The 25,016-nt window shown below is 64.0% G+C and carries 22 protein-coding genes; 13 read left to right on the forward strand and 9 right to left on the reverse strand.

Annotation, left to right across the window (positions count from 1 at the left end):
- Positions 1-151: 151 nt before the first annotated feature.
- Positions 152-694 carry an energy transducer TonB gene (locus BSY239_RS12585; protein WP_069047158.1) on the forward strand — a complete coding sequence of 181 codons (543 nt, stop codon included), beginning with the start codon at positions 152-154 and terminating at the stop codon, positions 692-694.
- Between the two features lie 115 nt (positions 695-809).
- Here the strand turns inward: BSY239_RS12585 and uraH are convergent, their stop codons facing one another.
- Positions 810-1,163, reverse strand: a complete 354-nt coding sequence (gene uraH, locus BSY239_RS12590) for a hydroxyisourate hydrolase (RefSeq protein ID WP_069047159.1) — start codon at positions 1,161-1,163, stop codon at positions 810-812.
- A 73-nt stretch (positions 1,164-1,236) separates the two neighbouring features.
- Here uraH and BSY239_RS12595 point away from each other — a divergent pair, with 73 nt between their 5' ends.
- The 5 genes from BSY239_RS12595 (at position 1,237) to BSY239_RS12615 (ending at position 8,259) form a co-directional block, all read left to right on the forward strand.
- Positions 1,237-1,902 carry a GntR family transcriptional regulator gene (locus BSY239_RS12595; RefSeq protein WP_069047160.1) on the forward strand — a complete coding sequence of 222 codons (666 nt, stop codon included), beginning with the start codon at positions 1,237-1,239 and terminating at the stop codon, positions 1,900-1,902.
- On the forward strand, positions 1,899-2,846 hold the full coding sequence (gene puuE / locus BSY239_RS12600) for an allantoinase PuuE (protein WP_069047161.1): 948 nt from the start codon (positions 1,899-1,901) through the stop codon (positions 2,844-2,846). Before BSY239_RS12595 ends, puuE begins: the two co-directional genes overlap by 4 nt.
- 3 nt (positions 2,847-2,849) lie before the next feature.
- The gene (uraD, locus tag BSY239_RS12605; RefSeq protein WP_069047162.1) at positions 2,850-4,649 is read left to right on the forward strand and encodes a 2-oxo-4-hydroxy-4-carboxy-5-ureidoimidazoline decarboxylase; all 1,800 of its coding nucleotides are present in this window, start codon (positions 2,850-2,852) and stop codon (positions 4,647-4,649) included.
- A 5-nt stretch (positions 4,650-4,654) separates the two neighbouring features.
- Positions 4,655-5,902 (forward strand): M20/M25/M40 family metallo-hydrolase, encoded by a 1,248-nt coding sequence (locus tag BSY239_RS12610; protein WP_069047163.1) that lies wholly within the window; start codon positions 4,655-4,657, stop codon positions 5,900-5,902.
- 68 nt (positions 5,903-5,970) lie between these two features.
- Positions 5,971-8,259, forward strand: a complete 2,289-nt coding sequence (locus BSY239_RS12615) for an NADP-dependent malic enzyme (protein WP_069047164.1) — start codon at positions 5,971-5,973, stop codon at positions 8,257-8,259.
- A 61-nt stretch (positions 8,260-8,320) separates the two neighbouring features.
- Here BSY239_RS12615 and msrA read toward each other — a convergent pair whose 3' ends face one another.
- Both msrA and BSY239_RS12625 read right to left on the reverse strand, forming a co-directional pair.
- Positions 8,321-8,857 (reverse strand): peptide-methionine (S)-S-oxide reductase MsrA, encoded by a 537-nt coding sequence (gene msrA, locus BSY239_RS12620; RefSeq protein WP_083240194.1) that lies wholly within the window; start codon positions 8,855-8,857, stop codon positions 8,321-8,323.
- Between the two features lie 60 nt (positions 8,858-8,917).
- The gene (locus tag BSY239_RS12625) at positions 8,918-9,808 is read right to left on the reverse strand and encodes a LysR family transcriptional regulator (protein ID WP_069047166.1); all 891 of its coding nucleotides are present in this window, start codon (positions 9,806-9,808) and stop codon (positions 8,918-8,920) included.
- Between the two features lie 104 nt (positions 9,809-9,912).
- Between BSY239_RS12625 and BSY239_RS12630 the strand changes: the two genes are divergently transcribed.
- The 7 genes from BSY239_RS12630 to BSY239_RS12660 all read left to right on the forward strand — a co-directional run bounded on the left by BSY239_RS12630 (position 9,913) and on the right by BSY239_RS12660 (position 18,804).
- Positions 9,913-11,106: an acyl-CoA dehydrogenase gene (locus BSY239_RS12630; RefSeq protein WP_069047167.1), complete on the forward strand. Its 1,194-nt coding sequence runs from the start codon at positions 9,913-9,915 to the stop codon at positions 11,104-11,106.
- Positions 11,107-11,212: 106 nt separating this feature from the next.
- Positions 11,213-11,896: a TetR/AcrR family transcriptional regulator gene (locus BSY239_RS12635; protein WP_069047168.1), complete on the forward strand. Its 684-nt coding sequence runs from the start codon at positions 11,213-11,215 to the stop codon at positions 11,894-11,896.
- 19 nt (positions 11,897-11,915) lie between these two features.
- A complete protein-coding gene (locus BSY239_RS12640) occupies positions 11,916-13,076 on the forward strand; it encodes an efflux RND transporter periplasmic adaptor subunit (protein WP_069047169.1) in 1,161 nt (386 codons plus the stop codon).
- A gap of 10 nt (positions 13,077-13,086) precedes the next feature.
- Positions 13,087-16,266 (forward strand): efflux RND transporter permease subunit, encoded by a 3,180-nt coding sequence (locus BSY239_RS12645; protein WP_069047170.1) that lies wholly within the window; start codon positions 13,087-13,089, stop codon positions 16,264-16,266.
- A gap of 47 nt (positions 16,267-16,313) precedes the next feature.
- Entirely contained in the window at positions 16,314-17,021 is a 708-nt protein-coding gene (locus BSY239_RS12650) for a protein-L-isoaspartate O-methyltransferase family protein (protein WP_069047171.1), read from the forward strand.
- A gap of 21 nt (positions 17,022-17,042) precedes the next feature.
- Positions 17,043-17,393 carry a rhodanese-like domain-containing protein gene (locus BSY239_RS12655; RefSeq protein ID WP_069047172.1) on the forward strand — a complete coding sequence of 117 codons (351 nt, stop codon included), beginning with the start codon at positions 17,043-17,045 and terminating at the stop codon, positions 17,391-17,393.
- Between the two features lie 100 nt (positions 17,394-17,493).
- Entirely contained in the window at positions 17,494-18,804 is a 1,311-nt protein-coding gene (locus BSY239_RS12660; RefSeq protein WP_156775470.1) for a TolC family outer membrane protein, read from the forward strand.
- Here BSY239_RS12660 and BSY239_RS12665 read toward each other — a convergent pair.
- The 6 genes from BSY239_RS12665 to BSY239_RS12685 all read right to left on the reverse strand — a co-directional run bounded on the left by BSY239_RS12665 (position 18,782) and on the right by BSY239_RS12685 (position 25,016).
- Complete coding sequence (locus tag BSY239_RS12665) at positions 18,782-20,068, reverse strand: O-antigen ligase family protein (protein ID WP_083239953.1); 1,287 nt, start codon at positions 20,066-20,068, stop codon at positions 18,782-18,784. The two genes, BSY239_RS12660 and BSY239_RS12665, sit on opposite strands and share 23 nt — an antisense overlap.
- A gap of 26 nt (positions 20,069-20,094) precedes the next feature.
- Positions 20,095-21,057 carry a glycosyltransferase family 2 protein gene (locus tag BSY239_RS12670; protein ID WP_083239954.1) on the reverse strand — a complete coding sequence of 321 codons (963 nt, stop codon included), beginning with the start codon at positions 21,055-21,057 and terminating at the stop codon, positions 20,095-20,097.
- A gap of 230 nt (positions 21,058-21,287) precedes the next feature.
- The gene (locus tag BSY239_RS22450) at positions 21,288-22,052 is read right to left on the reverse strand and encodes a glycosyltransferase (protein ID WP_156775471.1); all 765 of its coding nucleotides are present in this window, start codon (positions 22,050-22,052) and stop codon (positions 21,288-21,290) included.
- Positions 22,052-22,849 carry a glycosyltransferase family 25 protein gene (locus BSY239_RS12675; RefSeq protein ID WP_069047176.1) on the reverse strand — a complete coding sequence of 266 codons (798 nt, stop codon included), beginning with the start codon at positions 22,847-22,849 and terminating at the stop codon, positions 22,052-22,054. Before BSY239_RS12675 ends, BSY239_RS22450 begins: the two co-directional genes overlap by 1 nt.
- Entirely contained in the window at positions 22,846-23,964 is a 1,119-nt protein-coding gene (gene neuC, locus BSY239_RS12680; RefSeq protein ID WP_069047177.1) for a UDP-N-acetylglucosamine 2-epimerase, read from the reverse strand. Before neuC ends, BSY239_RS12675 begins: the two co-directional genes overlap by 4 nt.
- Entirely contained in the window at positions 23,964-25,016 is a 1,053-nt protein-coding gene (locus BSY239_RS12685) for an N-acetylneuraminate synthase family protein (protein WP_069047178.1), read from the reverse strand. The genes neuC and BSY239_RS12685 overlap by 1 nt, the downstream gene beginning before the upstream one ends.

A 25,016-nucleotide genomic window follows, 5' to 3' on the forward strand; every position in this document is an offset into this window, starting at 1 on the left:
TGTGTATGGAGACGTAAACGGGGACCGAGCGGCCCAGTATCGACCTTACTGTGCGAAACGCCACAGCCGATCCACAATACACGCCATCCACCCGTTCATATGCGCTCTCGATGCGAGACCGGGTCCGATCAGTTCCAACAGGTTTGCCCACATGAGAGACATCGAACCCGCACCGCATCCCGCCGCCCGGTCCGCCCGCAGCTCCTGGGCCTGGATCGGCGTGTTGACCGCCGCCTTGCTGGCTTCTTGCGCCACGCCACCTCCACCGCCACCCCCCGCGCCGCCGCCCCCACCCGCGCCGGCCCCCGCACCGCCACCGGTCTCACAATTGCCCCCGCCCGAGTTCATCTCGAACGCGGTGTCGCCTCTGGACTACCGCAAGGACGGCGCTCGTCACATCTACGAACGCAACGGCCACCGCATCTACAAAGGCCAGTTGCCGCCGCTGATGCACGCGGTCGGCGTGCTGCAGGTCGAGGTGGACAACCGCGGTCATGTGCGCAACGTGAGCTGGATGCGTGCACCAAGCCATGTGCCGGACGTGATGCGCGAGATCGAACGCACCGTGCGCGCGGCCGCCCCGTTCCCCGCGCCGGTGCGCATGGGCAGCGTGACCTACACCGACGTCTGGCTCTGGGACAAGAGCGGCAACTTCCAGCTCGACACGCTGACCGAAGGACAGCGCAGTAAGTGACACCCCGCGCCGCCTGCGGCGTCACGCCCTGAAGGGGGCAACGCGTGCGGCCTGGCGGAGCCAGTTCCGCCGCGTTCTGGGTCAAGGCACGTTTTCAGGCCGGGAGAACGTGGTCTCAGCTTCCCCTGTAAGTTGAATAGCTCCACGGGCTCACCAGCAGGGGCACGTGGTAGTGCTGGTCTGCGTGCGCCACGCCGAAGTCGAGCGACACGCGGTTGAGGAAATTGGGCTCGGGCAGCGCCACGCCCCTGGCCGCAAAGTAGCCCTTCACATCGAACACCAGGCGGTAGGTGCCCACCTTCAGGCTGGCGTGGTCGTAGAGCATGCCGTCGGGGTTGCGGCCATCGGCGTTGAGTGTGAAGCGCTTGACCAGCGTGGCCTGGTCGCCCTGGGTGGTGTGCAGCTCCACCTGCATGCCGGCGGCGGGGCAGCCGTGCATGGTGTCCAGAACGTGTGTACTCAAGCCCATGGTGGTCTCTCCGGTGGTGATCAGTCGACTGAAAGTGTATACACTTTTCCGGTTTTCTGGCTATGATGAATCCATGGAAACCTCCAGCACCCTGCACATCGTCGAGTCGCTCACGCGCGCCATCGTCGAGCACCGCCTGAACCCCGGCACCAAGCTGGCCGAGCAGAAGCTGGCCGACCACTTCGGGGTCTCCCGCACACTGGTGCGACAGGCCCTGTTCCAGCTGTCGCAGAACCGGCTGATCCGCCTGGAGCCCGCGCGCGGGGCGTTTGTGGCTGCACCCTCGGTGGAAGAAGCGAAGCAGGTGTTTGCGGTGCGACGCATGCTGGAAGCAGAAATGACGCGCGCCTTTGTGCAGTCCGTGACCCCTGCACGCATCAAGGCGCTGCGCGAACACGTGGCGCAAGAAAAGCAGGCCGTGAACAACGAGGACGTGGCCGGGCGCACCGAACTGCTGGGCGACTTTCACGTGCGCATGGCCGAACTCATGGGCAACACGGTGCTGGCCGAACTGCTGCGCGACCTCATCTCGCGCTGCGCGCTGATCACGCTCATGTACCAGACCAACCAGGCCGCCGCGCACTCGCACGACGAGCACGCCGACATCGTCAAGGCCCTGGCCGCGCGCGACGAAGCACTGGCCGTGCGCCTGATGACCGAGCACCTTCAGCATGTTGAAGAGAACCTCACCTTCGACCGCAAGCTGCCCATCAACGACATTTCGATCGCGCTTTCATGACCTACGACGCCACCCTGCCCTACCCCCGCGACCTGGCCGGACATGGCCGCGATGTGCCACATGCCCGCTGGCCGAACGGTGCGCGCATCGCCGTGCAGTTCGTGCTGAACTACGAGGAAGGTGGCGAGAACAGCGTGCTGCACGGCGACGACGCGTCCGAACAATTCCTCTCCGAGATGTTCAACCCGGCGGCCTACCCCGCGCGGCACATCAGCATGGAAGGCATCTACGAGTACGGATCGCGCGCAGGCGTGTGGCGCATCCTGCGCGAATTCGAGCAGCGAGGTCTGCCGCTCACCGTGTTCGGCGTGGCCACTGCGCTGCAGCGTTGCCCCGACGTGACCGCTGCGCTGAAAGAACTCGGCCACGAATTCGCCTGCCACGGCCTCAAGTGGATCCACTACCAGAACGTGGACGAGGCCACCGAGCGTGCCCACATGGCGCAGGCCATGCAGATCATGCAGGCGCTCACCGGCAACCGGCCCCTGGGCTGGTACACGGGGCGCGACAGCCCCAACACGCGCCGCCTCGTGGCGGACTTCGGCGGCTTCGAGTACGACAGCGATTACTACGGCGATGACCTGCCGTTCTGGATGAAGGTGCAAAAGACCGACGGCAGCAACACCCACCAGCTCATCGTGCCCTACACGCTGGACTGCAACGACATGCGCTTTGCACTGCCGCAGGGCTACTCGCACGCCGACCCGTTTTTCCAGTACCTCAAGGACAGCTTCGACGCGCTCTATGCCGAAGGCGACCCGGGCGGTTTGGATCGTCCCAAGATGATGAGCATCGGCATGCACTGCCGCCTGCTCGGCCGGCCCGGTCGCATCACAGCGCTGCAGCGTTTTCTGGACCACATCGCGCAACACGACCACGTGTGGGTGGCGCGGCGCATCGACATCGCCCGCCACTGGCGCCAACACCACCCGGTCCCGACCTGAGCCATGACCACCACCCTGCAACAACTCAACAGCGCCACGCCCGCCGAAGCGCTTCACCTGCTCGATGGCCTGTACGAACACTCGCCGTGGATCGCCGAGCAGGCACTCGCCAAACGGCCCTTTGCATCGCTCGCCGCGCTCAAACACGCCATGGTGGCGGTGCTGGCCGACGCCGGCCTGGACGCGCAGCTCGCGCTGATCCGCGCCCACCCAGAACTCGCGGGCAAGGCCATGGAAAGCCGTTCGCTCACCGCCGAGTCCACCAACGAACAGCAGAAGGCTGGCCTCACGAACTGCACGCCCGAGGAGCTCGCGCACATCCAGCAGCTCAACGCGCAGTACATCGCGAAGTTCGGCTTTCCCTTCATCCTCGCGGTGCGCGGACCGCGCGGCACGGGCCTGTCCAAGCGCGAGATCATCGCCACCGTGGAGCGCCGCCTGAGCCACCCGGTGGACTTCGAGCGCGCCGAGTGCCTGCGCAACATCCACCGCATCGCCGAGATCCGCCTCAACGACAAGTTCGGCTTCACACCCGCGGTCGGCAACGAGGTGTGGGACTGGCACGAGGACCTGGCGCGCCACAGCGATCCCGGGTTTGCCGAACAGGGCCAGCTCACCGTCACCTACCTGACCGATGCGCACCGGGCGTGTGCTGCGGATCTGGTCGAACGCATGAAGGCATGCGGGTTTGATGAGGTGTCGATAGACGCTGTCGGAAATGTGGTGGGTGTCTACAAGGCCGGCCCTCTCCCGCAGGCGGGAGAGGGAACCAAGACACTGCTCACCGGCAGCCACTTCGATACCGTGCGCAACGGCGGCAAGTACGACGGGCGTCTGGGCATCTTCGTGCCCATGGCCTGTGTGAAACAACTCCACGCGGCGGGCAAACGCCTGCCGTTCGCCATCGAGGTGGTGGGCTTTGCCGAAGAGGAAGGCCAGCGCTACAAGGCCACCTTCCTGGGTTCGGGCGCCCTCACCGGCCACTTCAACCCGGCCTGGCTCGACCAGCAGGACGCCGACGGCGTGACCATGCGTGCGGCCATGCAGCACGCCGGCCTCCCGGCCACGCTGGAGGCCATCGGCGCACTCCAACGAGATCCGTCGAAGTACCTCGGCTTCGTCGAGGTGCACATCGAACAAGGCCCGGTGCTCAACGAGATGGACCTGCCGCTGGGCGTCGTCACCTCCATCAACGCCAGCGTGCGCTACCAGTGCGAAGCCATCGGCATGGCCAGCCACGCCGGCACCACGCCCATGAACCGTCGGCGCGACGCCGCCAGCGCGGTGGCCGAGCTTGCGCTCTTCATGGAACAGCGTGCACAGGCCGACGGCGACTCGGTCGCCACCATCGGCATGCTGCAGGTGCCCGGCGGCTCCATCAACGTGGTGCCGGGGCGCTGCCGCTTTTCGCTGGATCTGCGTGCGCCGAGCGACGCCCAGCGCAATGCACTCGAGCGCGACATCCTCGCGCAGCTGCGCGCGATCTGCGAACGACGCGGCATCGGCCTCACGCTGGAGGAGACCATGCGCGCCGCCGCCGCGCCCAGCGCGCCCGCCTGGCAAACCCGCTGGGAAAATGCCATGACCGCCCTGGGCGTGCCGCTGCACCGCATGCCCAGCGGCGCCGGCCACGATGCGATGAAGCTGCACGAGGTGATGCCCCAGGCCATGCTGTTTGTGCGTGGCCTCAACAGCGGCATCAGCCACAACCCGCTGGAATCCTCCACCAGCGACGACATCGAGTTGTGCGTCAACGCCTTCTCGCACCTGCTCGACCAACTCGCTTCCGAACACAACACCTGAGCCCCATGACCACAGAACAACAACTCGACGCCTGGATCGACGCCCACTTCGACGAGGAAGTGCGCTTTCTGCAGGAGCTCGTGCGTGTGCCCACCGACACGCCCCCCGGCAACAACGCACCGCACGCCGAACGCACGGCCGAGCTGCTGGAGGCCATGGGCCTCGCCGCCGAGAAACACGCTGTGCCGGCAGCTGAAGTGCAAGCCGCCGGCCTGCAGAGCATCACCAACCTGATCGTGCGCCGCCCCTACGGCCCGGGCAAAACGATTGCGCTCAACGCCCACGGCGACGTGGTGCCACCGGGCGAAGGCTGGACGCACGACCCCTACGGCGGCGAGATCGTGGACGGCAGGATCTACGGCCGCGCCACGGCGGTGAGCAAGTGCGACATCGCCAGTTTCACCTTCGCCATACGTGCCCTCGAATCCTTGAACGCCAAGCTTGCCGGCGGCGTGGAACTGCACGTGACCTACGACGAGGAGTTCGGTGGTGAAGTCGGCCCCGACTGGCTGCTGAAGAAGGGCCTGACAAAGCCCGACCTGATGATCGCCGCCGGTTTCAGCTACCAGGTGGTGGTCGCGCACAACGGCTGCCTGCAACTCGAAGTGGCCGTGCACGGCGACATGGCGCACGCCGCCATTCCCGACAGCGGTACCGACGCGCTGCAGGGCGCCACGCACATCCTGAATGCGCTCTACGCACTCAACACCGACTACCTGAAGGTCACGTCGAACGTTGAAGGCATCACCCACCCTTACCTCAATGTGGGCCAGATCAGCGGCGGCACCAACACCAACGTGATCCCCGGCAAGGTGGTGTTCAAAGTCGACCGCCGCATGATCCCCGAGGAAGATCCGGCGGAGGTGGAAGCGTCCCTGCGCCGCACCATCGAGCAGGCCGCGGCCAGCTTCAACCCGCCGCGCGGCGGCCGCGCGATCCGTGTGAAGGTGAACCGCATGTTGCTGGCGCGCGCACTCAAGCCCCTGCCAGGCAACAAACCTCTGATCGATGCGATCCAGAAGCACGGCCAGGCCATCTTCGGCGAAGCCATTCCCGCCGTGGGCACGCCGCTCTACACCGACGTGCGCATCTACGGCGAGCACGGCATTCCGGGTGTGATCTACGGTGCGGGCCCGCGCACGGTGCGCGAATCGAACGCCAAACGTGCTGACGAAAACCTGGTGCTGGAAGACCTGCGGCGCGCCACCCAGGTGATCGCGCGAACCCTCTTCGATCTGCTGCAACCCACCTGATATCCCTCTTGCGAAGCCCCCGACGAGGGGCACAATGAAACGCACAACAACGGTCACAGGAGACACACATGACCCCCGCCGAAGAAGCCCTGCGCGACGCCGCGTTTGAGTACCACCGCACGCCCTCGCGCGGCAAGATTGCCGTCACCCCCACCAAGCCCCTGTCCAACCAGCGTGACCTCTCGCTGGCCTACTCGCCCGGCGTGGCCTACCCGTGCCTTGCCATCGAAGCCGACCCCACGCTGGCGGCCGAATACACCAGCCGCGGCAACCTGGTCGGTGTGATCACCAACGGCACGGCCGTGCTCGGCCTGGGCGACATCGGCCCGCTGGCCGCCAAACCGGTGATGGAGGGCAAGGGCTGCCTGTTCAAGAAGTTCGCGGGCATCGACGTGTTCGATATCGAACTGGATGAAAAGGACCCGGACAAGCTGGTCGAGATCATTGCCGCGCTGGAGCCCACACTGGGCGGCATCAACCTCGAAGACATCAAGGCGCCCGAGTGCTTCTACATCGAGAAGAAGCTGCGCGAGCGCATGGGCATCCCGGTGTTCCACGACGACCAGCACGGCACCGCCATCATCTCGGCCGCCGCCCTGCTCAACGGCCTGGAGCTGGTGGGCAAGGACATCGGCGCGGTGAAGCTGGTGGTGAGTGGCGCGGGCGCGGCCGCCATCGCCTGCCTGGACGTGATGGTGGGCCTGGGTGTGTCGCGCGCGAACATCTTTGTCTGCGACTCCAAGGGTGTCATCTATGAAGGCCGCCCCGGCGGCTATGACGAATCGAAGGCTCGCTACGCGCAGCAGACGCCGCTGCGCACCCTGGCCGACGCGGTCAATGGCGCCGACGTGTTCCTGGGCTGCTCCGCGCCCGGCGTGCTCACCGCCGAGATGGTCAAGACCATGGGACCCAAGCCCATCATCCTCGCGCTGGCCAACCCCGAGCCGGAGATCCGGCCCGAACTGGCCAAGGCCGTGCGGCCCGACTGCATCATCGCCACCGGCCGCAGCGACTACCCGAACCAGGTCAACAACGTCCTGTGTTTTCCCTACATCTTCCGGGGCGCGCTCGACTGCGGCGCCACCAGGATCACCGAAGAAATGAAACTGGCCTGCGTGCGCCAGATCGCCGACCTGGTGAAGAGCGAAACCAGCGAAGAAGTGGCCAATGCCTACGCCGGGCAGGAGCTCAGCTTCGGTCCCGACTACATCATTCCCAAGCCGTTCGACTCGCGCCTGATCCTGCGCATAGCGCCGGCCGTGGCCCAGGCCGCGGCCGACTCCGGCGTGGCCACACGGCCGATCCAGGACATGGAGGCCTACCGCCAGCAGCTCGGCCGCTTCGTCTACCAGACCGGCATCCTGATGCAGCCGATCTTCAACGCGGCCAAGGCCCTGCCGAACAAGCAGCGCGTGGCTTACGCGGACGGTGAAGACGAACGCGCGCTGCGCGCCGCGCAGATGGCCATCGACGACCAGATCGCCGTGCCCATCCTCATTGGCCGTCCGGCCGTGATCGAGGCGCGCATCGCCAAGGCCGGCCTGCGCATGAAGCTCGGGCAGGACGTGTTGAACGTGAACCCTGAGGACGACCCGCGCTTTCGCCAGTACTGGGAGCACTACCACCAGCTCATGGGCCGCGAGGGCGCCACGCCCGAGGTGGCCAAGGCGGCGGTGCGGCGCTCCAACACCATCATCGGTTCGCTCATGGTCTCGCTGGGCGACGCGGACGCGCTCATCTGCGGCCTGGTGGGCGGCTACATGACGCACCTGGAGCGCATCGACCACGTGCTCGGTCGCCGCGAGGGCGCGGGCCTGTACGCCTCGGTCAACGCGCTCATGACCGACCGCGGCCCGATCTTCATCGCCGACACCTATGTGAACGAGATGCCGAGCGCTGAAGAGCTGGCCGAGATTGCGTGGATGGCGGCGCAGGAGGTGCAGCGCTTCGGCTTGCCGCCCAAGGTGGCGTTCCTCTCGCACTCCAGCTATGGGTCGAGCAAACGCGCCTCCGCACGCAAGATGGCCAACGCCCGCGACCTGTTCGTGGCCGCGCATCCCGAGATCGAGTGCGACGGCGAGTTGCACGGAGACGCCGCGCTGCAGCCCGAGATCCGTGCCGCCTACCTCACCGACACCACGCTCACGGGCTCGGCCAACCTGCTGATCTGCCCCAACCTGGACGCGGCCAACATCCTCTACAACGTGATGAAAACCACCGCCAGCGGCGGTGTGACGGTGGGGCCCATCCTCATGGGCGCCGCGCGCACGGTGCACATCCTCACGCCGGCGGCCACGGTGCGGCGCGTGCTCAACATGACGGCGCTGGCGGCCGCGACGGCCGCGCCCCGCAACTAACGCCTAATGGCCCACAACGAAAAAGGACGCCGCGGCGTCCTTTTTCTGTGTCTGAACCGGCCTACTTGGCCAGGCGCGCAAACGTCTTGCGAAATTTCGCCACCTTGGGCGCCGCCACCATCATGCAATAGCCCTGGTTGGGGTTGCGCTCGAAGAAGTCCTGGTGGTAGGCCTCGGCGGCCGAGTAGTTGTCCAGCGGCACCACCTCGGTCACGATGGGTTTGCCGAAGGCCTTGTCGCGGGTGAGCTCGTCGATCAGGTCCTGCGCCACCTGCTGCTGCTCCGGCGTGGTGTAGTAGATGCCGCTGCGGTACTGCGTGCCCACGTCGTTGCCCTGGCGGTTCAGCGTGGTCGGGTCGTGGATCACGAAGAAGATTTCCAGGATCTCGCGCGTGCTGATCTGCGCCGGGTCGTATTCCAGACGCACCACTTCGTTGTGCCCCGTCGTGCCGGTGCACACCGCCTCGTAACTGGGTTGCTTCACGTGGCCGTTGCTGTAGCCCGACTCCACGTCGGTCACGCCCTTGACCCCCACGTACACCGACTCGGTGCACCAGAAGCAACCGCCGCCCAAAACCAGTACTTGTCTGTCGCTCATTGTCTTCTCCAGTGTGTTGACCTGCGTTGGTCGCATGCGACGCAGGATTCTTTCAATGCCTCACTGTAGTGGCTGGGCAAAGCCACGCACCGCGCCCAGGAATGCCCCCAGCGCGGCCTGGTCTCTGTCGGTCTTCCACAGGCAGTGGGTCTCGTACGGTGGTGTGTCCACATCCAGCGGCACAAACACCGCGCCGGGCAGCCCGGCCTGCTGCAGGGCCGCCGGCACCAGCGCACAGCCCAGCCCTTGCGACACGATGGACACCACACTGAGCCAGTGGCGCAACTCGAACCGGATCTCGGGCGAAAACCCGGCGTCTGCACACAGGCCGAGGATGCGCTCGTGGTAGTCGGGCGAGACGGCGCGCGAGACCACCGCAAACGGCTCGCCCTGCAGCCGGGCCAATGACAGCCGCTTGCGTTTCGCAAGCGCATGGTTGGCGGGCAGGCAGGCCACGAACGGCTGGCGGGACACCAGGATCTGCGAGAAGCCCGCCGGCACGCGCGTGGTGTGCACAAAGCCGATGTCCAGCCGCTCGTGCATCAGGTCGATGAGCTGGTCGCTCGAACTCAGTTCGCGCAGCACCAGGCGCAGCTTGGGGTGGTCCACCGCAAAGCCCTGCAGGATCTGCGGCAGCCCGCGGTAGAGCACGGTACCGGCAAAACCGATCTGCAGGCTGCCCAGCATGCCCTGCGACACCTCGCGCGCTTCGCGCGCGGCCAGGCCAGCCTGGTCCAGCAACGAGCGCGCTGCGGGCACAAACGCCTGCCCCGCAGCGGTGAGCTGCACACCCCGGCTGTTGCGTGTGAAGAGCTGGGCGCCCACCGAGGCTTCGAGCTGCTGGATGTTGAGCGACAGCGGCGGCTGGGTGATGGACAGCCGCTGCGCGGCGCGGCCGAAGTGCAGCTCTTCGGCCAGCACCAGAAAGTAGCGCAGGTGGCGGAATTCCATGAATAGCTTTCCTGTATGGACGGATACCTATTCGATATTAGACAGGTATTCATGCCGGGCGGACAATGCACGCATTGCCACCCCACTACACGGAGACACCGACCATGCTTTCCCCCACCAAAGCCAAAGCCAGCTTCAGCTGGGAAGACCCCTTCCACCTGGACCAGCAGCTCACCGACGACGAGCGCCAGGTGCGCGAAGCGGCCTTTGCCTACTGCCAGGAACGCTTGCTGCCGCGCGTGACCGAGGCCTTCCGCCACGAGAAGACCGACCCGGCGATCTTTCGCGAAATGGGTGAACTCGGCCTGCTGGGCGCGACAATCCCCGAGGCCTACGGCGGTGCCGGCCTGAACTATGTGTGTTACGGCCTGGTGGCGCGTGAGGTCGAACGTGTGGACTCGGGCTACCGCTCCATGATGAGCGTGCAGAGCTCGCTGGTGATGGTGCCGATCAACGAATTCGGCAGCGAAGAACAGAAACAGAAGTACCTGCCCAAGCTGGCCAGCGGCCACTGGATCGGCTGCTTCGGCCTGACCGAACCCAACCACGGCTCCGACCCCGGCAGCATGGTCACGCGCGCCAAGAAGGTGCCCGGTGGCTACAGCATTTCGGGCGCCAAGATGTGGATCACCAACTCGCCGATCGCCGACGTGTTCGTGGTCTGGGCCAAGGACGACGAAGGCTCCATCCGCGGCTTCATCCTGGACAAGGGCATGAAGGGCCTGAGCGCCCCGGCCATCCACAGCAAAGTGGGCCTGCGCGCCTCCATCACCGGCGAGATCGTCATGGACGAGGTCTTCTGCCCCGAAGAGAACGCCTTCCCCGAGGTGCGTGGCCTGAAAGGCCCGTTCACCTGCCTGAACAGCGCGCGCTACGGCATCGCCTGGGGCGCGCTCGGTGCCGCCGAAGACTGCTTCTTCCGCGCCCGCCAGTACGTGATGGACCGCCAGCAGTTCGGCCGCCCGCTGGCCGCCAACCAGCTGATCCAGAAAAAACTGGCCGACATGCTGACCGAGATCAGCCTGGGCCTGCAGGGCTGCCTGCGCCTGGGCCGCATGAAGGACGAAGGCACGGCCGCGGTGGAGATCACCAGCATCCTCAAGCGCAACAGCTGCGGCAAGGCGCTCGACATTGCACGCCTGGCGCGCGACATGATGGGCGGCAACGGCATCAGCGACGAGTTCGGTGTGGCGCGCCACCTGGTGAACCTGGAAGTGGTCAACACCTACGAAGGCACACACGACATCCACGCGCTCATCCTGGGCCGTGCGATCACCGGCATCCAGGCGTTTTCCTGAAGCGTCGGGGCCCCGCCCCCCCTGGGCCGGGGCTTTACCGCGGGGACACGGGGGAGGGAGGGGTGTGGGGTATATTTAATAACCCGTCGGTCATTAAAATACCCTCATGTCCTTGTCACCAGACACCAGCTCCCCCGTTGAGCCCGACTTTCCGCAGCGCCGTTCGCGCCGCAAGGAAGCGCGCCCGGGCGAGCTGCTGGACGCGGCACTCACGCTGTTCGTTGAAAAAGGCTTTGCCGCCACCCGGGTCGAGGAAGTGGCGGCCATGGCCGGTGTGTCCAAGGGCACGCTCTTCCTGTATTTCCCGAGCAAGGAAGAGCTGTTCAAGGCGGTCGTGCGCGAGAACATCGCCGGCCGCTTCACCGAGTGGAACGAAGAGTTCGAGCGCTTCAGCGGCGACAGTGCCGAGCTGGTGCGCTACTGCATGCATTCGTGGTGGGAACGCATCGGCATGACCCCCGCCTCGGGCATCACCAAGCTGGTGATGAGCGAGGCCGGCATGTTTCCCGAGATCGCGGCCTTCTACCAACAGGAAGTGATCGAACCCGGTCACGACCTGATCCGCCGCATCCTCCAGCGCGGTGTGGACCGCGGCGATTTCCGACCGCTGCCCATGGAATACGCGGTCTACAGCCTGATCGCGCCGATGATCTTCCTCCTGATGTGGAAACACTCCATGGCGCCGTGCTGCCCGGCCACGGCGCAGATCGACCCCGTCGGTTTCATCGATGCCCAGGTCGACCTGCTGCTCACCGGCATGCTGGCCGCGCCCGGCCGACCCACCGTCTGACTTTTTCAAGCCACCCGCCATGAACCCCCGCCGCCCGCTGTCTTTCTGGATCAAGTGGCTGCTGCTCATTGCGCTGGTGCTCGGCATTGCCCTGGGAGTCACGCGCGCGCTGGGCAAACGCAAGGCCACGAACGAAGCGGCCATGGCGGCGGCCGAATCGCTGCAGAAGGCGCCCACCTACACGCTCTCACCCACCGACGTGGTGACGGTGCAAAGCATCGAGCTCACCCAGACCATTGCCCTGTCGGGCTCGGTCGATGCCTTGCAGACCGCCGCCATCAAGGCCAAAACCGCCGGCGAGATCCAGGGCCTGACCAAGCGCGAAGGCGACAGCGTGAAAGCGGGCGAGGTGGTGGCGCGCATCGACAGCACCGAAGCGCAGGCCCGCGTGCGCCAGTCCATGCGCCAGGCCGAGTCGGCGCAGGCGCAGGTGGCGATTGCACGGCGAACCTTCGACAACAACCAGGCCTTGGTGCGCCAGGGCTTCATCTCCAACACCGCCCTCGACAACGCCAGCGCCAACCTCGCCAGCGCCGAAGCCACGCACCAGGCGGCGCTCGCCGCACTGGACATCGCGCGCAAGTCGCTGGCCGACACCACGCTGCGTTCCCCGCTCACCGGTCAGGTCTCAGCCCGGCTGGTGCAGAACGGCGAACGGGTGGGCATCGACACCCGCGTGCTCGATGTGGTGGACCTCTCGGGCTTCGAGATGGAAGCGGCCATTGCGCCGGCCGACGCGGTGGCGGTGCAGGTCGGGCAGACCGCGCGCCTCACGGTCGAAGGACAGCCCGAACCGGTGCAGGCCACCGTGGCACGCATCAACCCCAGCGTGCAGGCCGCGAGCCGCAGCGTGCTGGTGTACCTGCGCGTGCCCGCACTGCCCGGCATGCGCCAGGGCCTGTTTGCACAGGGTCACATCGTGACGGGTTCGGTCACCGCGCTGGCCGTGCCCGCCTCGACCGTTCGCAACGACAAGCCCCAGCCTTATGTGCAGGTGGTGCGCGAGGGCGCGGTGGTCCATGTGCCGCTGCAGCCGGGCACCACCGGTTTGCAGGGATCCGAGCCGATGCGCGCGGTGGAAGGTCTGCCAGCCGGCACCCAACTGCTGCGCGCGCAGGCCGGGTTGATCCGCGAGGGCACCGCCATGCGCCTGAGCGCACCCGCCACCGCCACCAACTGAGCCGTCCACCATGTGGTTCACCCAGGTCTCCCTGCGCAACCCGGTGTTCGCCACCATGGTGATGGTCGCCTTCGTGGTGCTGGGCATTTTTTCGTTCCAGCGCCTGCAGGTCGACCAGTTCCCCAACATCGATTTTCCGGTTGTGGTGGTGACCACCGCCTACCCCGGCGCCTCACCCGAAATCGTCGAGTCCGAGGTCACCAAGAAGGTCGAGGAAGCCGTGAACGCGGTGGCGGGGGTGAACACGTTGACCTCGCGCAGCTACGAAGGCTCATCGATTGTCATCATCGAGTTCCAGCTCACGATCGACGGGCGCAAGGCGGCCGAAGACGTGCGGGAAAAGATCGGCATCCTGCGCCCGCTGCTGCGCGACGAGGTGGAGGAGCCGCGCGTGTTGCGCTTCGACCCGGCGGCGCGCTCCATCTGGTCGGTGGCCGTGATCCCGGAAGCCGTGAACGGCAAGACACCCAGCGCGGTGGAACTCACCACCTGGGCCGAACAGACCTTCAAGAAGCGGCTGGAGAACGTGCGCGGTGTGGGCTCGGTCACGCTGGTGGGCGGCACAAAGCGCGCCATCAACATCGAGCTCGACCCCTCGGCCATGGAAGCACTCGGCGTGACCACCGAGCAGGTCACCAGCGCCGTGCGCAACGAGAACCAGGACCTGCCGGTGGGTACGCTGAAAACCGGCGAGAGCGAGCGTGTGGTGCAGGTGCTCTCGCGCCTGCAGAACCCGCAGGATTTCGGCGACATCATCGTCGCGCGCCGCGCCGGCCAGGCGGTGCGCCTCTCCCAGGTGGCCACGGTCAACGACGGCACCGAGGAAGTGCAGAGCCTGGCGCTCTACAACGGCCAGCGCACGCTGCTGCTGCAGGTGCAGAAGTCGCAGGACGAAAACACCATCGCCGTGACCGATGGTCTGAAGGCCGCGGTGGAAACGCTGCGGGCCGAGCTGCCGCCGGGCATCCGCCTGGAGCAGATCGCCGACGGTTCGCGGCCCATCCGCGTGTCGGTGGACAACGTGCGCCGCACACTGATCGAAGGCGCGCTGCTCACGGTGCTGATCGTCTTCCTGTTCCTGAACTCCTGGCGCTCCACCGTCATCACCGGCCTCACGCTGCCCATTGCGCTGATCGGCACCTTCTTCTTCATGAACCTGTTCGGGTTCACCATCAACATGATCACGCTGATGGCGCTCACGCTGTCGGTGGGTCTGCTGATCGACGACGCCATCGTGGTGCGCGAGAACATCGTGCGCCACGTGCAGATGGGCAAGACGCCCTACAACGCGGCCATGGAAGGCACGCAGGAGATTGGCCTCGCGGTGCTGGCCACCACGCTGTCCATCGTGGCGGTGTTCCTGCCCATCGGTTTCATGGGCGGCATCATCGGCAAGTTCTTCCACGAGTTCGGCATCACCATGGTGGCCGCCGTGCTCATCTCCATGTTCGTGAGTTTCACGCTCGACCCGATGCTCTCGTCGGTGTGGCACGACCCCGAGATTGAGAAGCACGGCAGGTCCGACGCACCACGCGGCTTCTACGACAAGACCATTGGCCGCGTGACCGGCTGGTTCGACCGCTTTCAGGACGACCTGGCCGACACCTACCAGACCACGCTGCGCTGGTCGCTCAAACACAAGCTGGCCACGCTCGGTGTGGCGTTGGCCACCTTCATCGGCAGCCTGTTCGTGCTGCCGCTGCTGGGCACCGAGTTCGTGCCCAAGGCCGACTTTTCGGAAACCTCGCTGAGTTTTCACACGCCAGTGGGCTCGTCTTTGCAGGCCACCGAGGCCAAGACACGTGAGGTCGAAGGCATCCTGCGCCAGTTTCCGGAGGTGAAGTACACGCTGTCCACGCTCAACACCGGCAACGCCCAGGGCACCATGTACGCCAGCGTCTATGTGCGACTGGTCGACCGCAAGGACCGCACGCTCAGCGCGGACGCGATGTCGGCCCAGCTGCGCGAGCGGCTGCGCAGCGTGCCCGGCATCACCGTGACCCACGTGGGCTTGCTCGATGCCGTGGGTGGCAACAAGCAGGTGGAGTTTTCGCTGCAGGGCGACGACCTGGCCGAGCTGGAGCGCCTGAGCGCCACGGTGATGGAGCGCATCCGCCCCATCGTCGGGCTGGTCGACCTGGACGCCAGCGTGAAGCCCAACAAGCCCACGGTGGACGTCAAGATGCGGCGCGAGCTGGCCTCGGACGCGGGCATGAACGTGGCCGCCGTGGGCGGAGCGTTGCGCACGCTGGTCGCCGGCACCACAGTGGGCAACTGGCGCGCGCAGAACGGCGAGAGCTACGACGTGAACGTGCAGCTGGCTCCCGGCGGGCGCGAGCGCGCCAGCGATCTCGAACAACTGCCCTTCATGGTCGGCACCGCCGCCGACGGCAGCGCCCGTGTGGTGCGTCTGGGCCAGGTGGCCGAGGTGGTGGCTTCCACCGGCCCCAACCAGATCAACCGGCGCAACCTCAACCGCGAAGTCTCGATCAACGCCAACGTGTTCGGCCGTTCGCCCGGCGAGGTGTCGGCCGAGATCAAACAGGTGCTCGACAGCACGCCGTTCCCGCCCGGCTACCGCTACGAATTTGGTGGCTCCACCAAGAACATGCAGGAGTCCTTCGGCTACGCGATCTCGGCGCTCGCCCTGGCCATCATCTTCATCTACATGATCCTGGCCAGCCAGTTCCAGAGTTTCCTGCAACCCCTGGCGCTCATGACCGCGCTGCCGCTCACCTTGATCGGCGTGGCGCTGGCCCTGCTCATGTTCGGCTCCACCATGAGCATGTTCTCGGTCATCGGCATCGTGCTGCTGATGGGCCTGGTCACGAAGAACGCGATCTTGCTGGTGGATTTTGCGATCCGCGCGCGCAACGGCTTGGTGGGCGAAGCGCCGATGGACCGCGAATCGGCCCTGCTGCTGGCCGCGCGCGTGCGGCTGCGCCCCATCCTCATGACCACGCTGGCCATGGTGTTCGGCATGGTGCCGCTGGCGTTTGCACTCACCGAAGGCTCGGAACAGCGCGCGCCCATGGGCCAGGCGGTCATCGGCGGGGTGATCACGTCGTCGCTGCTCACCCTGGTGGTGGTGCCGGTGGTGTACTGCTACATGGACGATCTCGCCCAGTGGTTCCGGCGCAAGCTCGGCATGGGCCCCAAATTGGCCGAACCTCTGGTGTCGGCTCCGTAAAATCCAGCCATTCATTCCCACTTCCAGACGCCCCAGGAACCCTCTCCATGACGACCACCACAGCCCCGACGATCCACACCGGCTTTGACCAGGCCCGCTTCAACATGATCGAACAGCAGATCCGACCCTGGGAGGTGCTCTCGCCCCAGGTGCTGGAACTGCTCTCGCGCATCCACCGGGAAGCCTTCGTGCCCGCCGCGCACCGCGCCCTGGCCTTTGCCGACATGGAACTGCCCCTGAGCCACCCCGCCGTGGAGGGCCAGTGCATGCTGGCGCCCAAGGTCGAAGCGCGTCTGCTGCAGGACCTGGACCTCAAGCCCACCGACAAGGTGCTGGAGATCGGCAGCGGCAGCGGCCACATGGCCGCCCTGCTGGCCAGTCTGGCGCACAGCGTGGTGTCGGTGGAAATCGATCCCGCGCTGGCCAGCTCCGCGCGCGAGAACCTGCGCAACGCCGGCATTGCCAATGTGGAAGTCAAACACGCGGATGCCGCCGCGCAGGACTTTGCGGCCTGCAGCGTGAACGGCCCGTTCGACGCCATCGTGCTCAGTGGCTCGGTGGCCGAGATCCCGCCCGCCTTGCTGGCACTGCTGGCGCCCGGTGGCCGGCTGGCGGCCATCGTCGGCCATGAGCCCATGATGCGCGCCACCATCGTCACCCGCATCGCCGACGCCTCGTTCCAGACCGCCCAGCCCTGGGACACCGTGGCGCCGCGCCTGCTGAACTTCCCCGAACCTTCGAGCTTTCGCTTCTGAAGCCTTTCTTCAAGGACATCCATGAAAGCGATTCAACCGGGCCAGCTGGATGCGTGGCTCACCCAGGTGGCCACCGAGGTCCCCGCCGACGGCCTGCCGGTCGTGCTCGACGTGCGCGAACCCTGGGAACTGCAGACCGCCTCCGTCAAGGCGGAGGGTTTCGAGCTGCGCCACATCCCCATGCGCAGCGTGCCCGAGCGCCTGGCCGAGCTCGACCGCGACCAGCCCATTGCCTGCCTGTGCCACCACGGCATGCGCAGCGCACAGGTGGCGAACTTCCTGATCAACCAGGGGTTCACGCAGGTGGTGAACATCCACGGTGGCATCCACGCCTGGTCGCAGGAACGCGACCCCGCTGTTCCGGTCTATTGACCGAGCGCGCCACCTCTCGTCATTCGCCCGCCATTCGTCTCAAAGGAACTCCATGACAGTCCCGCACGCTGCCGCCTCCCAGGGGAGCCGCCCTTTTTCCATGAGCCGACTGGCCTTGGCTGCCTGCCTGGCCCTGGGAGCGGCCTCGGGTGCTCATGCGCAAAACCTGGTGGAGCTGTTTGAAGCCGCGCGCGGCTTTGACGCGACCTTCCTCTCGGCCCGCTCGCAATACGAGGCCAACCTCTTCCGCGCCGACCAGGCCAAGGCGGGTCTGTTGCCCGAAGTGGGTCTGGGCGCGGCCGCCAGCTGGGCGCGACGCGAGATCAACGGCGGCCCCGACACCAGCAGCGACAGCCAGAGCGCCACGCTCTCCGCCAGCCAGCCGCTCTACCGGCCGGTCAACAAACTCGTCAATGAACAGGCCCTGCTCTCGGTGGACGTGGCCAAGGCCACGCTCGCCCTGGCCGAGCAGGACCTCATCGTGCGCACCACCCAGGCCTACTTCGACGTGCTCGCAGCCACGGACACCCTGGCCTTCGTGCGCGCGCAGAAAACCGCGGTGGGCGAACAGCTCGCCGCCGCCAAACGCAACTTCGAGGTCGGCACCACCACCGTGACCGATTCGCGCGAAGCGCAGGCCGGGTTTGACTTGGTCGTGGCCCAGGAGATCGCCGCCGAGAACGACCTGCGGGTCAAGCAGCTCACGCTGAACCAGCTGGTGGGGCGCGCCAGCGTGTCACCCAGGCCCTTGGTGGCGCCGGTGGTGCTGCCCCCGCTGCTGCCGGCCGATCCGCAAGCCTGGGTGGCCTTGAATGACGAGACGCACCCCACCATCCTGCAAGCCACACGTGGACTCGAGATCGCGCAACTGGAGACCCGCAAGGCCGAAGCCGGCCACAAGCCCACGGTCGATCTGGTGGCGCAATACCAGGTGGCCCGTGCGCCGTCCACCACCACCCTCGCCCAGAACACCGTGCGCAGCAACAACGCCAGCGTGGGCGTTCAGTTCAACATGCCGCTGTTCGCTGGCTACGCGATCCAGAACCGGGTGAATGAAACCATGGCGCTTGAGGACAAGGCCCGAACCGACCTGGAAGCCGCCCGACGCGGCGTCGACCTGGCCACGCGCAGCGCGTTCCTGGGCGTGCTCTCGGGTCAGGGTCAGGTGAAGGCGCTGGAAGCGGCAGAAGCCTCCAGCCAGAGCGCCCTGGACGCCAACCGCCTGGGTTACCAGGTGGGCGTGCGCATCAACATCGACGTGCTCAACGCCCAAAGCCAGCTGTTCCAGACCAAACGCGACCTGGCCCAGGCGCGCTACAACGTGCTGCTCGGCGGCTTGCGGCTGAAGCAGGCCAGCGGAAAGCTGGTGCCTGAGGATTTGTTGCCGATCAATTCCTTGCTGGCGAAGTGACGCTCTTGATATCACCACGCCGGACAGCGAGGGGAGCCATGAGAATCGGTAGAACTACAGCCAACGCGAACATCGTCTGGTAGTAGTTGTGAAAGGTGTTGACATTGGAAAGACCGCTGAAAAAGTGGCTCAAGCCAGCGCCTGTCAACATCAGCGCTGTGCCTAGATTAATGTTTCGCAGCCGCCAACCAGCGACGATCAGACCCAAGGGAAACATCAACGCCGACACGAGTCCAGGCAGGCCGTAAGCCACCCAGGCGTCTAGCGATTCACTGTGCAGATGAAACAAAGGAACTTGCAACCGCTGCTCAATGGAATGAACCAGTTCTTGCTTATCCTGTAACCCAATGCCAAGCAGCGGATGGTCACCGATCTGGTGGATAGCCTGACGATAGATATACAAGCGTGTATCCATAGAACCCTTAGGCAGGAAGTCCTCGTCGCCAGCTGCAGCCACAAATTTCGATGCTTCCCTCGTAGCCGACATGAGCCGTTCGACCGGCTGCTTGATGAGTCCAGGATTCAACCAAGCTATGGTTGACAGGAGCAGCAAAACCCCAAAGACCGGGAAGTACAACCTCCTCCACCCTGCAGACGACTTTGGTATTCGAAGCACACTGGAGACGCCCAGGATCACCACCCAGAAAATCGCAAAGTACGAGCCTCGTTTGGAGGAAATGAATACAGCTAGGACAAGCAGGATCACTGCGACCATCATCAGGTACCAGCCTGCCGAACCAGGTCGATGAGAAAACACGAAGCCAGCGCAAATACATAGCATCAATGCCAGTCCTGCTGACCAGTTAACTGCATTGGTCGGCAACGAAAGGTGAGCATCCAGCGAAAGTCCAATTGCCGTCTTCAGAGCTAAGGCAGCGAAGACCATCAACGCCAACCAGGCAATCGCTTGGGGTAACTCTTCCAAACGCAGGCGCGACACTGCGAGTGCCACGAACGCAGCCACCATCGCGTTCAGTTCAAAACTGATCTCCTGTCCAGGTACGCCCCAATGCCACTGGACCAGAAGCTTGATGAGGAACCCCGCAGAGAAAAAAAGCGCTAGCAACTGCGCTGCAGGCGTCGTAGCCGCCATGAAGTCCCTCCGGCGCTGAAAGCCATAACGAAGCGCAAAGAGGATGGCTACGGAGCTGAACAGTGCTATCCACGTCAGGTTCATGGCACGCGATGAGAAGGGTGAAAGTGCCAACATTCCAGCCGGTAGTCCATAGAGCAGGATCGGCAAAGTCTTACTTAGTGAAATCATGAAACTTCAAGCCACTGTCGCCAGCGTCAAATTCGGTTTTGGGAGGCGCGCTTTGAGTGCACAAGCAGTTTGAGCTCGACGAAAGCACGTAGTGCAATCCTCACTTCGATCGGTCGGATTGAGCCAAGAAACGCTCGGGCCTGCACAGCCTGTCCGTGCTTGATCGCCCTCCTCAGATACCTCGTAGCAAGGTACCAGTGCGTTGCGCTGCGTGATCCAAAATGACCAGCGTTCTTATCGTACGTCCGGCGGTAACAATCCAGACCGCGCAAGGCGGCAGTTGCAACAGTCAATTGCGCGCCCTCGGACCGCGCTGGCACGTACCCCCGATGAACGATCATTCCGGGCTTCCCTTGGTACCAAGGTTGTTTGGACGCTGCCAACAGTCTTAGGCACAGGTCGGTGTCCTCGTCGATGGTTTGTTCTGGGTCGAGCCCACCCAACTCAAGAAAAAGTCGTTTGCGAATCCAGAATCCATCACTCATAGCCGCTACGAGATCCTTGGGTCTGGCAGAAAGAGGAACAAACCCCCTCTTCAAGCGCTTCCTCGCGCGAAGGGTGTCGGTCTTCGTTGAGTTACCCCGGCGCTCGATACTGCTTGAAAACCCCCAGTGCATTTCGATACTGGCGCATGCGATCTCGGAAAGGACCTCGGCGCAGTAGGTTTCCAACATTTCGTCATCGTCATCCAGAAAAAAAATGACACTCCCTTCAGCCGATGCAACTCCAAAGTTTCGCGAGTGCGCAGCACCTGACATTCCCGTATTGAGCAGCACCCTTAAGCGCTGATCATTTAACCCACTGAGCAACTCCCCTGCAGGAACGATCGATTTGTCATCCACCACCAACACCTCGCCATCGGGTGGGCAGGACTTCAAAGCTGAGCATACAGCCCTGATCAACAAATCATCGCGGTTATGCGTAGGTATAACAATAGTGCAAGAAGACATGGCATTACCCGAAGACAGATGGAAAGCGGTGGATTTCATGACACAGACCGCCTGTTGCGAATCAATGACAGCAAGCCCGAGTATGCGACCGACCGAACCATCGAAGCTTCCTACAACGCCATTTCATCGATTAAAGGGTTGGTACATCACCGCTTTTGGCAAGGTCACCTGCCAGAAAACACTGGACATTCGAACAATGAACGCCCGATCCTGCGGACTGAAACCAAGCATCCGCTACCGTTGGTCTCTCCGTTTGCTGAGCCGCAGACTCAAGTGACTAAACCTCCATGGCGAGCCCAATAGTCGCGCATCCACCCAACCGCACCGGAACCATAGTGTGGAAAACGGTCCCAATTGCCCTTGGGCGGTCGCACCAAGTCCATCGGCCTTGGTCTGCCGTGAAATACCAGCAAACGCACACCCTCGGGCGGCGGTAGTGGCGGAAGGAACCTGTCAACGATCAATGGACGGCGCAGATGGTACTTAAAACTAACCAACCACTCTTGAGGCCAATACCGAATATTCTTGATCGCATGGTGCAGGTATTCCTGCTCAATGTCGTGCCGTGCAATCAGTTCGTCACGGTTTGCCTGCAATTCACTGACAACGTGTCCTTGTGCGCAAATGTCGAATGCGAAGACACTGGACATGGTTCGGGCTCCGCTCTCGCCCGTCCAAGGTGCATTGTTAATAGCCACCAAGTCACCTGGAATGTCGAACAATGGATCTAATGCACCCCAAATGACAGTATCCAGATCAATGAATAGCGCACGTCCGACCAATCCATGAAGTCGCTGCTGAAAAACCGCGATCTTCGGCCATGCGCCGTGGTAGTAATGACGGTGCTCTAGACCGATATCGGGGATAGGAAATACCTCCACCCCTGGTAAGATCCCCTCAGATTCATTGGTCAAGCAGACAAAACGGAAGTCGCCTTTAATATGGGCCGAGCATGCGCGATACAGCACATTGACATATTCAGCTGAATAAAGTGTGCCCCATTTCATGCAAAGCACAACGCGAGATTTGATCATCAAATTTCTTCCAAAGGGAGCGACTCCACTCGCGCAAACAAGCGCCCGTGACGCCACAAATAAAGAATGCGCCTAAAAAAGTTACTAGCTTGCTCAGCATACTTTGTCCATCGACGACTTAGGGGATAGCGCTTAACTTCGCCGAAGTGCTCGCCTGTGATGGTGCTTTGACCTTCGTCCTGCGGATGGCTAGGAAAGGGTTCGAGCCCGAAGTGACGAAGATCATGACGATGAACCTGCTCGACTTCACGGTCGATGGGTGCCTTGATTGGCAACAACGTCGGTAGCAGACGTTGCGCCACCTCCCGCTGTAACAAATAGGCGCCAAAGCCAGTCGCAGCACCTAAATATGCATTCAAGCGGTATGGTCCCAGCTTCCCCTGACAAACAGGCTGTTTCGCGCGAATCTTCGCCAATTTGAGAATATCCCAGTGCGCCCTGCCACGCAGGGCAAATCGGAGCGCATCGCCAAAATCGTCGTGAAAAACCATGTCATCTTCGAGCACAAGCAAGAACTGGCAGTCGGACGCAAGAAAGCGCTCCCAGGCTTGCAAATGAGAGTGGTAGCAGCCCGCCTCGCCAGGGAGTACATCGCGACCCACATGACGCTCGAATGCTGGAAAGTCCACTGATGCTTGTAACTGCCCCCAATGCTGCTTACCGTCCACCGCTGGAAACATCTCGTAAGCGAGGCCAATCTGACGTAGACGTTGCTCCATAAGGACGCGACGCTCGGCCGAGCGGGGTAAATTGATCAGCAACACCATCAGACCAGGCAACTGCAACCCCGCGTTCATGAGGTAAACACCTTTTGAACAGGCCGGGTCCAATAGCCCGGTTGCTGGACGATTTCTGCAAATCGGGTTGCAGCGTTTCCGGTACCAAACGATAAGTCCATGGACGTACGATGCCCCCAACACGCGGCCAGGAAGCTGTCGATAGACCCCGCATCAAAAGCCGAACAGACGTGTACGGAAGAAGCTTGGGCGCGATTGGTTTGCCTCGTGCCCACATCCAGGCTGGGCACACCCAGAAACGGCGCTTCGCGCACACCGGCACTGCTGTTGCCCACCATGGCCGAGGCGTTCTTCATGAGCTCGGAAAAGTAGTTGAAGCGCATCGACGGGATCTGGCGGAAACGGTCTTTGGGCAACTTCTCCAGCACGGCAAAGATGTCTTCGGTACCCGGGTCGTTGTTGGGCGAGATCACCACGAAATGGCGCCCGCTGGCTTCCAGGCGCGCGAACAGGGCCTGCGCCTGTGCGCCGATGGTGTCGGCCTCGGAGGTCACGGGGTGGAAGATCACGATGCCGTAATCGTCGAACGGAATCGCGTAGCGCTCCTTCACCTGCGCGAGTGTCACGCCCGAAGGCCTCGCGTGCGTGTCGAGTTCGGGCGAGCCGATGTTGTAGACGCTCTCGGGCGATTCACCGAGTGCCAACACGCGCTGCTTCGCACCTTCGGAGCTCACGAAATGCGCCGCGCAGAGTTTGGTGTTGCAGTGGCGGATGCTCTCGTCGATGGTGCCCGAGACTTCGCCGCCCTCGATGTGCGCCGAGGGGATGTACTTCATGGCGCAGACGATGGACGCGGCCAGTGCTTCCACCCGGTCGCCGTGGATCACCACCAGATCGGGTCGGTGCTCGTGCACGAAATCGGAGAACCCCAGGATGGTCTTGGAGAGGATGAAATCCTGCGCGTCGCCTTCCCGCTGGTTCACGAACTCGAAGAACTCGGCACCGGGAAAGCGCTTCACTTCCAGCCGCGTTTCGCCGTAGCGCCGCATCATGTGCATGCCGGTGATGAAGAAGCCCACCGCAAACCCGGCCTGTTGCGCGGCCAGCGCGAGCGGCTCCAGCTTGCCGAAGTCGGCCCGGGTGCCGGTGACGAAGAGCAGGCGCCGGTTGGTCATCACGAATTCGCTTGCGGTTTCACACCGTCCAGATCGCTCCACAGCAGTTGCTGGTTGCGTTTGACGGCACGCGTGAGCTTCGCGCCCACCAGGCGATCGAAGTGCTGCACCGAAATCTCGCCCGAGCCCGGGCGGCGTGCCCAGATGTCGCTCGGCGTAACCACATGGCCGGCGGGCAGGTCACGGTCGGCCACCATGGAGCCGCGAGCGAATCGGTACACATCTTCTTCGGGCGCGGTGCGCACCTTGGGGTTGTGCAACGCGGTGTGGATCTCGCGCGAGCGGTCGATCAGAAACTTGAGTTCGGCCGGGTCCATGGAACACGAAATGTCCGGGCCCTTGCGGTAGCGCGTGTCGGTGAAGTGGCGCTCCAGGATGCAGGCGCCCAGTGCCACGGCAGACAGCGCCATCTCGGGGCCGATGCTGTGATCGGAGAAACCAATGACGGCGCGCGGGAAGGCGTTGCGCAATTCGGTGATGCCTTGCAGGCTCACGATCTCGGGTGGCGAAGGGTAGAGGTTGGTGCACTCCAGCAGCGCGTAATCCACACCCGAATCGTCCAGCGCTTGGACCGACGGCCGCATGCCGTCGATGGTCTGCATGCCGGTGCTCATGATGACGGGCTTGCCGAAGCTGGCGATGTGGCGGATCAGCGGCACGTGGTTGCACTCGCCCGAGCCGATCTTGAACGCGGACACCCCGATGTCGTTGAGGAAGTCGGCTGCGGCGCGCGAGAACGGGGTGGAGATGTAGATCATGCCGAGCGACTCGGCGTAGGTCTTGAGCGAAATCTCGTCGTCTTTGGAGAGCGCGCACTCTTCCATCACGTCCCAGATGGATTTGTCGGCGTTGGGCGGGAATATCTGCTTGGCCTCGTCGGTCATCTCGTCGTCGACGAAATGGGTCTGGTGCTTGACCATCTCGCAGCCGGCACGGTGCGCCGCCAGCACCATGCCTTTGGCCACGTCGAGGCTGCCGCCGTGGTTGATGCCGATTTCGGCCACGACCAGCGGCGGGTGTTTGGGGGAGATGTCGCGGTGGGCGATTTTCAT

The organism is Hydrogenophaga sp. RAC07 (assembly GCF_001713375.1).
In the GTDB taxonomy this organism is placed as follows: Bacteria; Pseudomonadota; Gammaproteobacteria; order Burkholderiales; family Burkholderiaceae_C; genus Hydrogenophaga.

Excerpts from the sequence above, each read along its gene's own strand:
- BSY239_RS12585 (WP_069047158.1), top strand. The coding sequence starts at position 152 with ATGAGAGACATCGAACCCGCACCGCATCCCGCCGCCCGGTCCGCCCGC.
- uraH (WP_069047159.1), bottom strand. The coding sequence starts at position 1,163 with ATGGGCTTGAGTACACACGTTCTGGACACCATGCACGGCTGCCCCGCC.
- BSY239_RS12595 (WP_069047160.1), top strand. The coding sequence starts at position 1,237 with ATGGAAACCTCCAGCACCCTGCACATCGTCGAGTCGCTCACGCGCGCC.
- puuE (WP_069047161.1), top strand. The coding sequence starts at position 1,899 with ATGACCTACGACGCCACCCTGCCCTACCCCCGCGACCTGGCCGGACAT.
- uraD (WP_069047162.1), top strand. The coding sequence starts at position 2,850 with ATGACCACCACCCTGCAACAACTCAACAGCGCCACGCCCGCCGAAGCG.
- BSY239_RS12610 (WP_069047163.1), top strand. The coding sequence starts at position 4,655 with ATGACCACAGAACAACAACTCGACGCCTGGATCGACGCCCACTTCGAC.
- BSY239_RS12615 (WP_069047164.1), top strand. The coding sequence starts at position 5,971 with ATGACCCCCGCCGAAGAAGCCCTGCGCGACGCCGCGTTTGAGTACCAC.
- msrA (WP_083240194.1), bottom strand. The coding sequence starts at position 8,857 with ATGAGCGACAGACAAGTACTGGTTTTGGGCGGCGGTTGCTTCTGGTGC.
- BSY239_RS12625 (WP_069047166.1), bottom strand. The coding sequence starts at position 9,808 with ATGGAATTCCGCCACCTGCGCTACTTTCTGGTGCTGGCCGAAGAGCTG.
- BSY239_RS12630 (WP_069047167.1), top strand. The coding sequence starts at position 9,913 with ATGCTTTCCCCCACCAAAGCCAAAGCCAGCTTCAGCTGGGAAGACCCC.
- BSY239_RS12635 (WP_069047168.1), top strand. The coding sequence starts at position 11,213 with ATGTCCTTGTCACCAGACACCAGCTCCCCCGTTGAGCCCGACTTTCCG.
- BSY239_RS12640 (WP_069047169.1), top strand. The coding sequence starts at position 11,916 with ATGAACCCCCGCCGCCCGCTGTCTTTCTGGATCAAGTGGCTGCTGCTC.
- BSY239_RS12645 (WP_069047170.1), top strand. The coding sequence starts at position 13,087 with ATGTGGTTCACCCAGGTCTCCCTGCGCAACCCGGTGTTCGCCACCATG.
- BSY239_RS12650 (WP_069047171.1), top strand. The coding sequence starts at position 16,314 with ATGACGACCACCACAGCCCCGACGATCCACACCGGCTTTGACCAGGCC.
- BSY239_RS12655 (WP_069047172.1), top strand. The coding sequence starts at position 17,043 with ATGAAAGCGATTCAACCGGGCCAGCTGGATGCGTGGCTCACCCAGGTG.
- BSY239_RS12660 (WP_156775470.1), top strand. The coding sequence starts at position 17,494 with ATGAGCCGACTGGCCTTGGCTGCCTGCCTGGCCCTGGGAGCGGCCTCG.
- BSY239_RS12665 (WP_083239953.1), bottom strand. The coding sequence starts at position 20,068 with ATGATTTCACTAAGTAAGACTTTGCCGATCCTGCTCTATGGACTACCG.
- BSY239_RS12670 (WP_083239954.1), bottom strand. The coding sequence starts at position 21,057 with ATGAAATCCACCGCTTTCCATCTGTCTTCGGGTAATGCCATGTCTTCT.
- BSY239_RS22450 (WP_156775471.1), bottom strand. The coding sequence starts at position 22,052 with ATGATCAAATCTCGCGTTGTGCTTTGCATGAAATGGGGCACACTTTAT.
- BSY239_RS12675 (WP_069047176.1), bottom strand. The coding sequence starts at position 22,849 with ATGAACGCGGGGTTGCAGTTGCCTGGTCTGATGGTGTTGCTGATCAAT.
- neuC (WP_069047177.1), bottom strand. The coding sequence starts at position 23,964 with ATGACCAACCGGCGCCTGCTCTTCGTCACCGGCACCCGGGCCGACTTC.
- BSY239_RS12685 (WP_069047178.1), bottom strand. The coding sequence starts at position 25,016 with ATGAAAATCGCCCACCGCGACATCTCCCCCAAACACCCGCCGCTGGTC.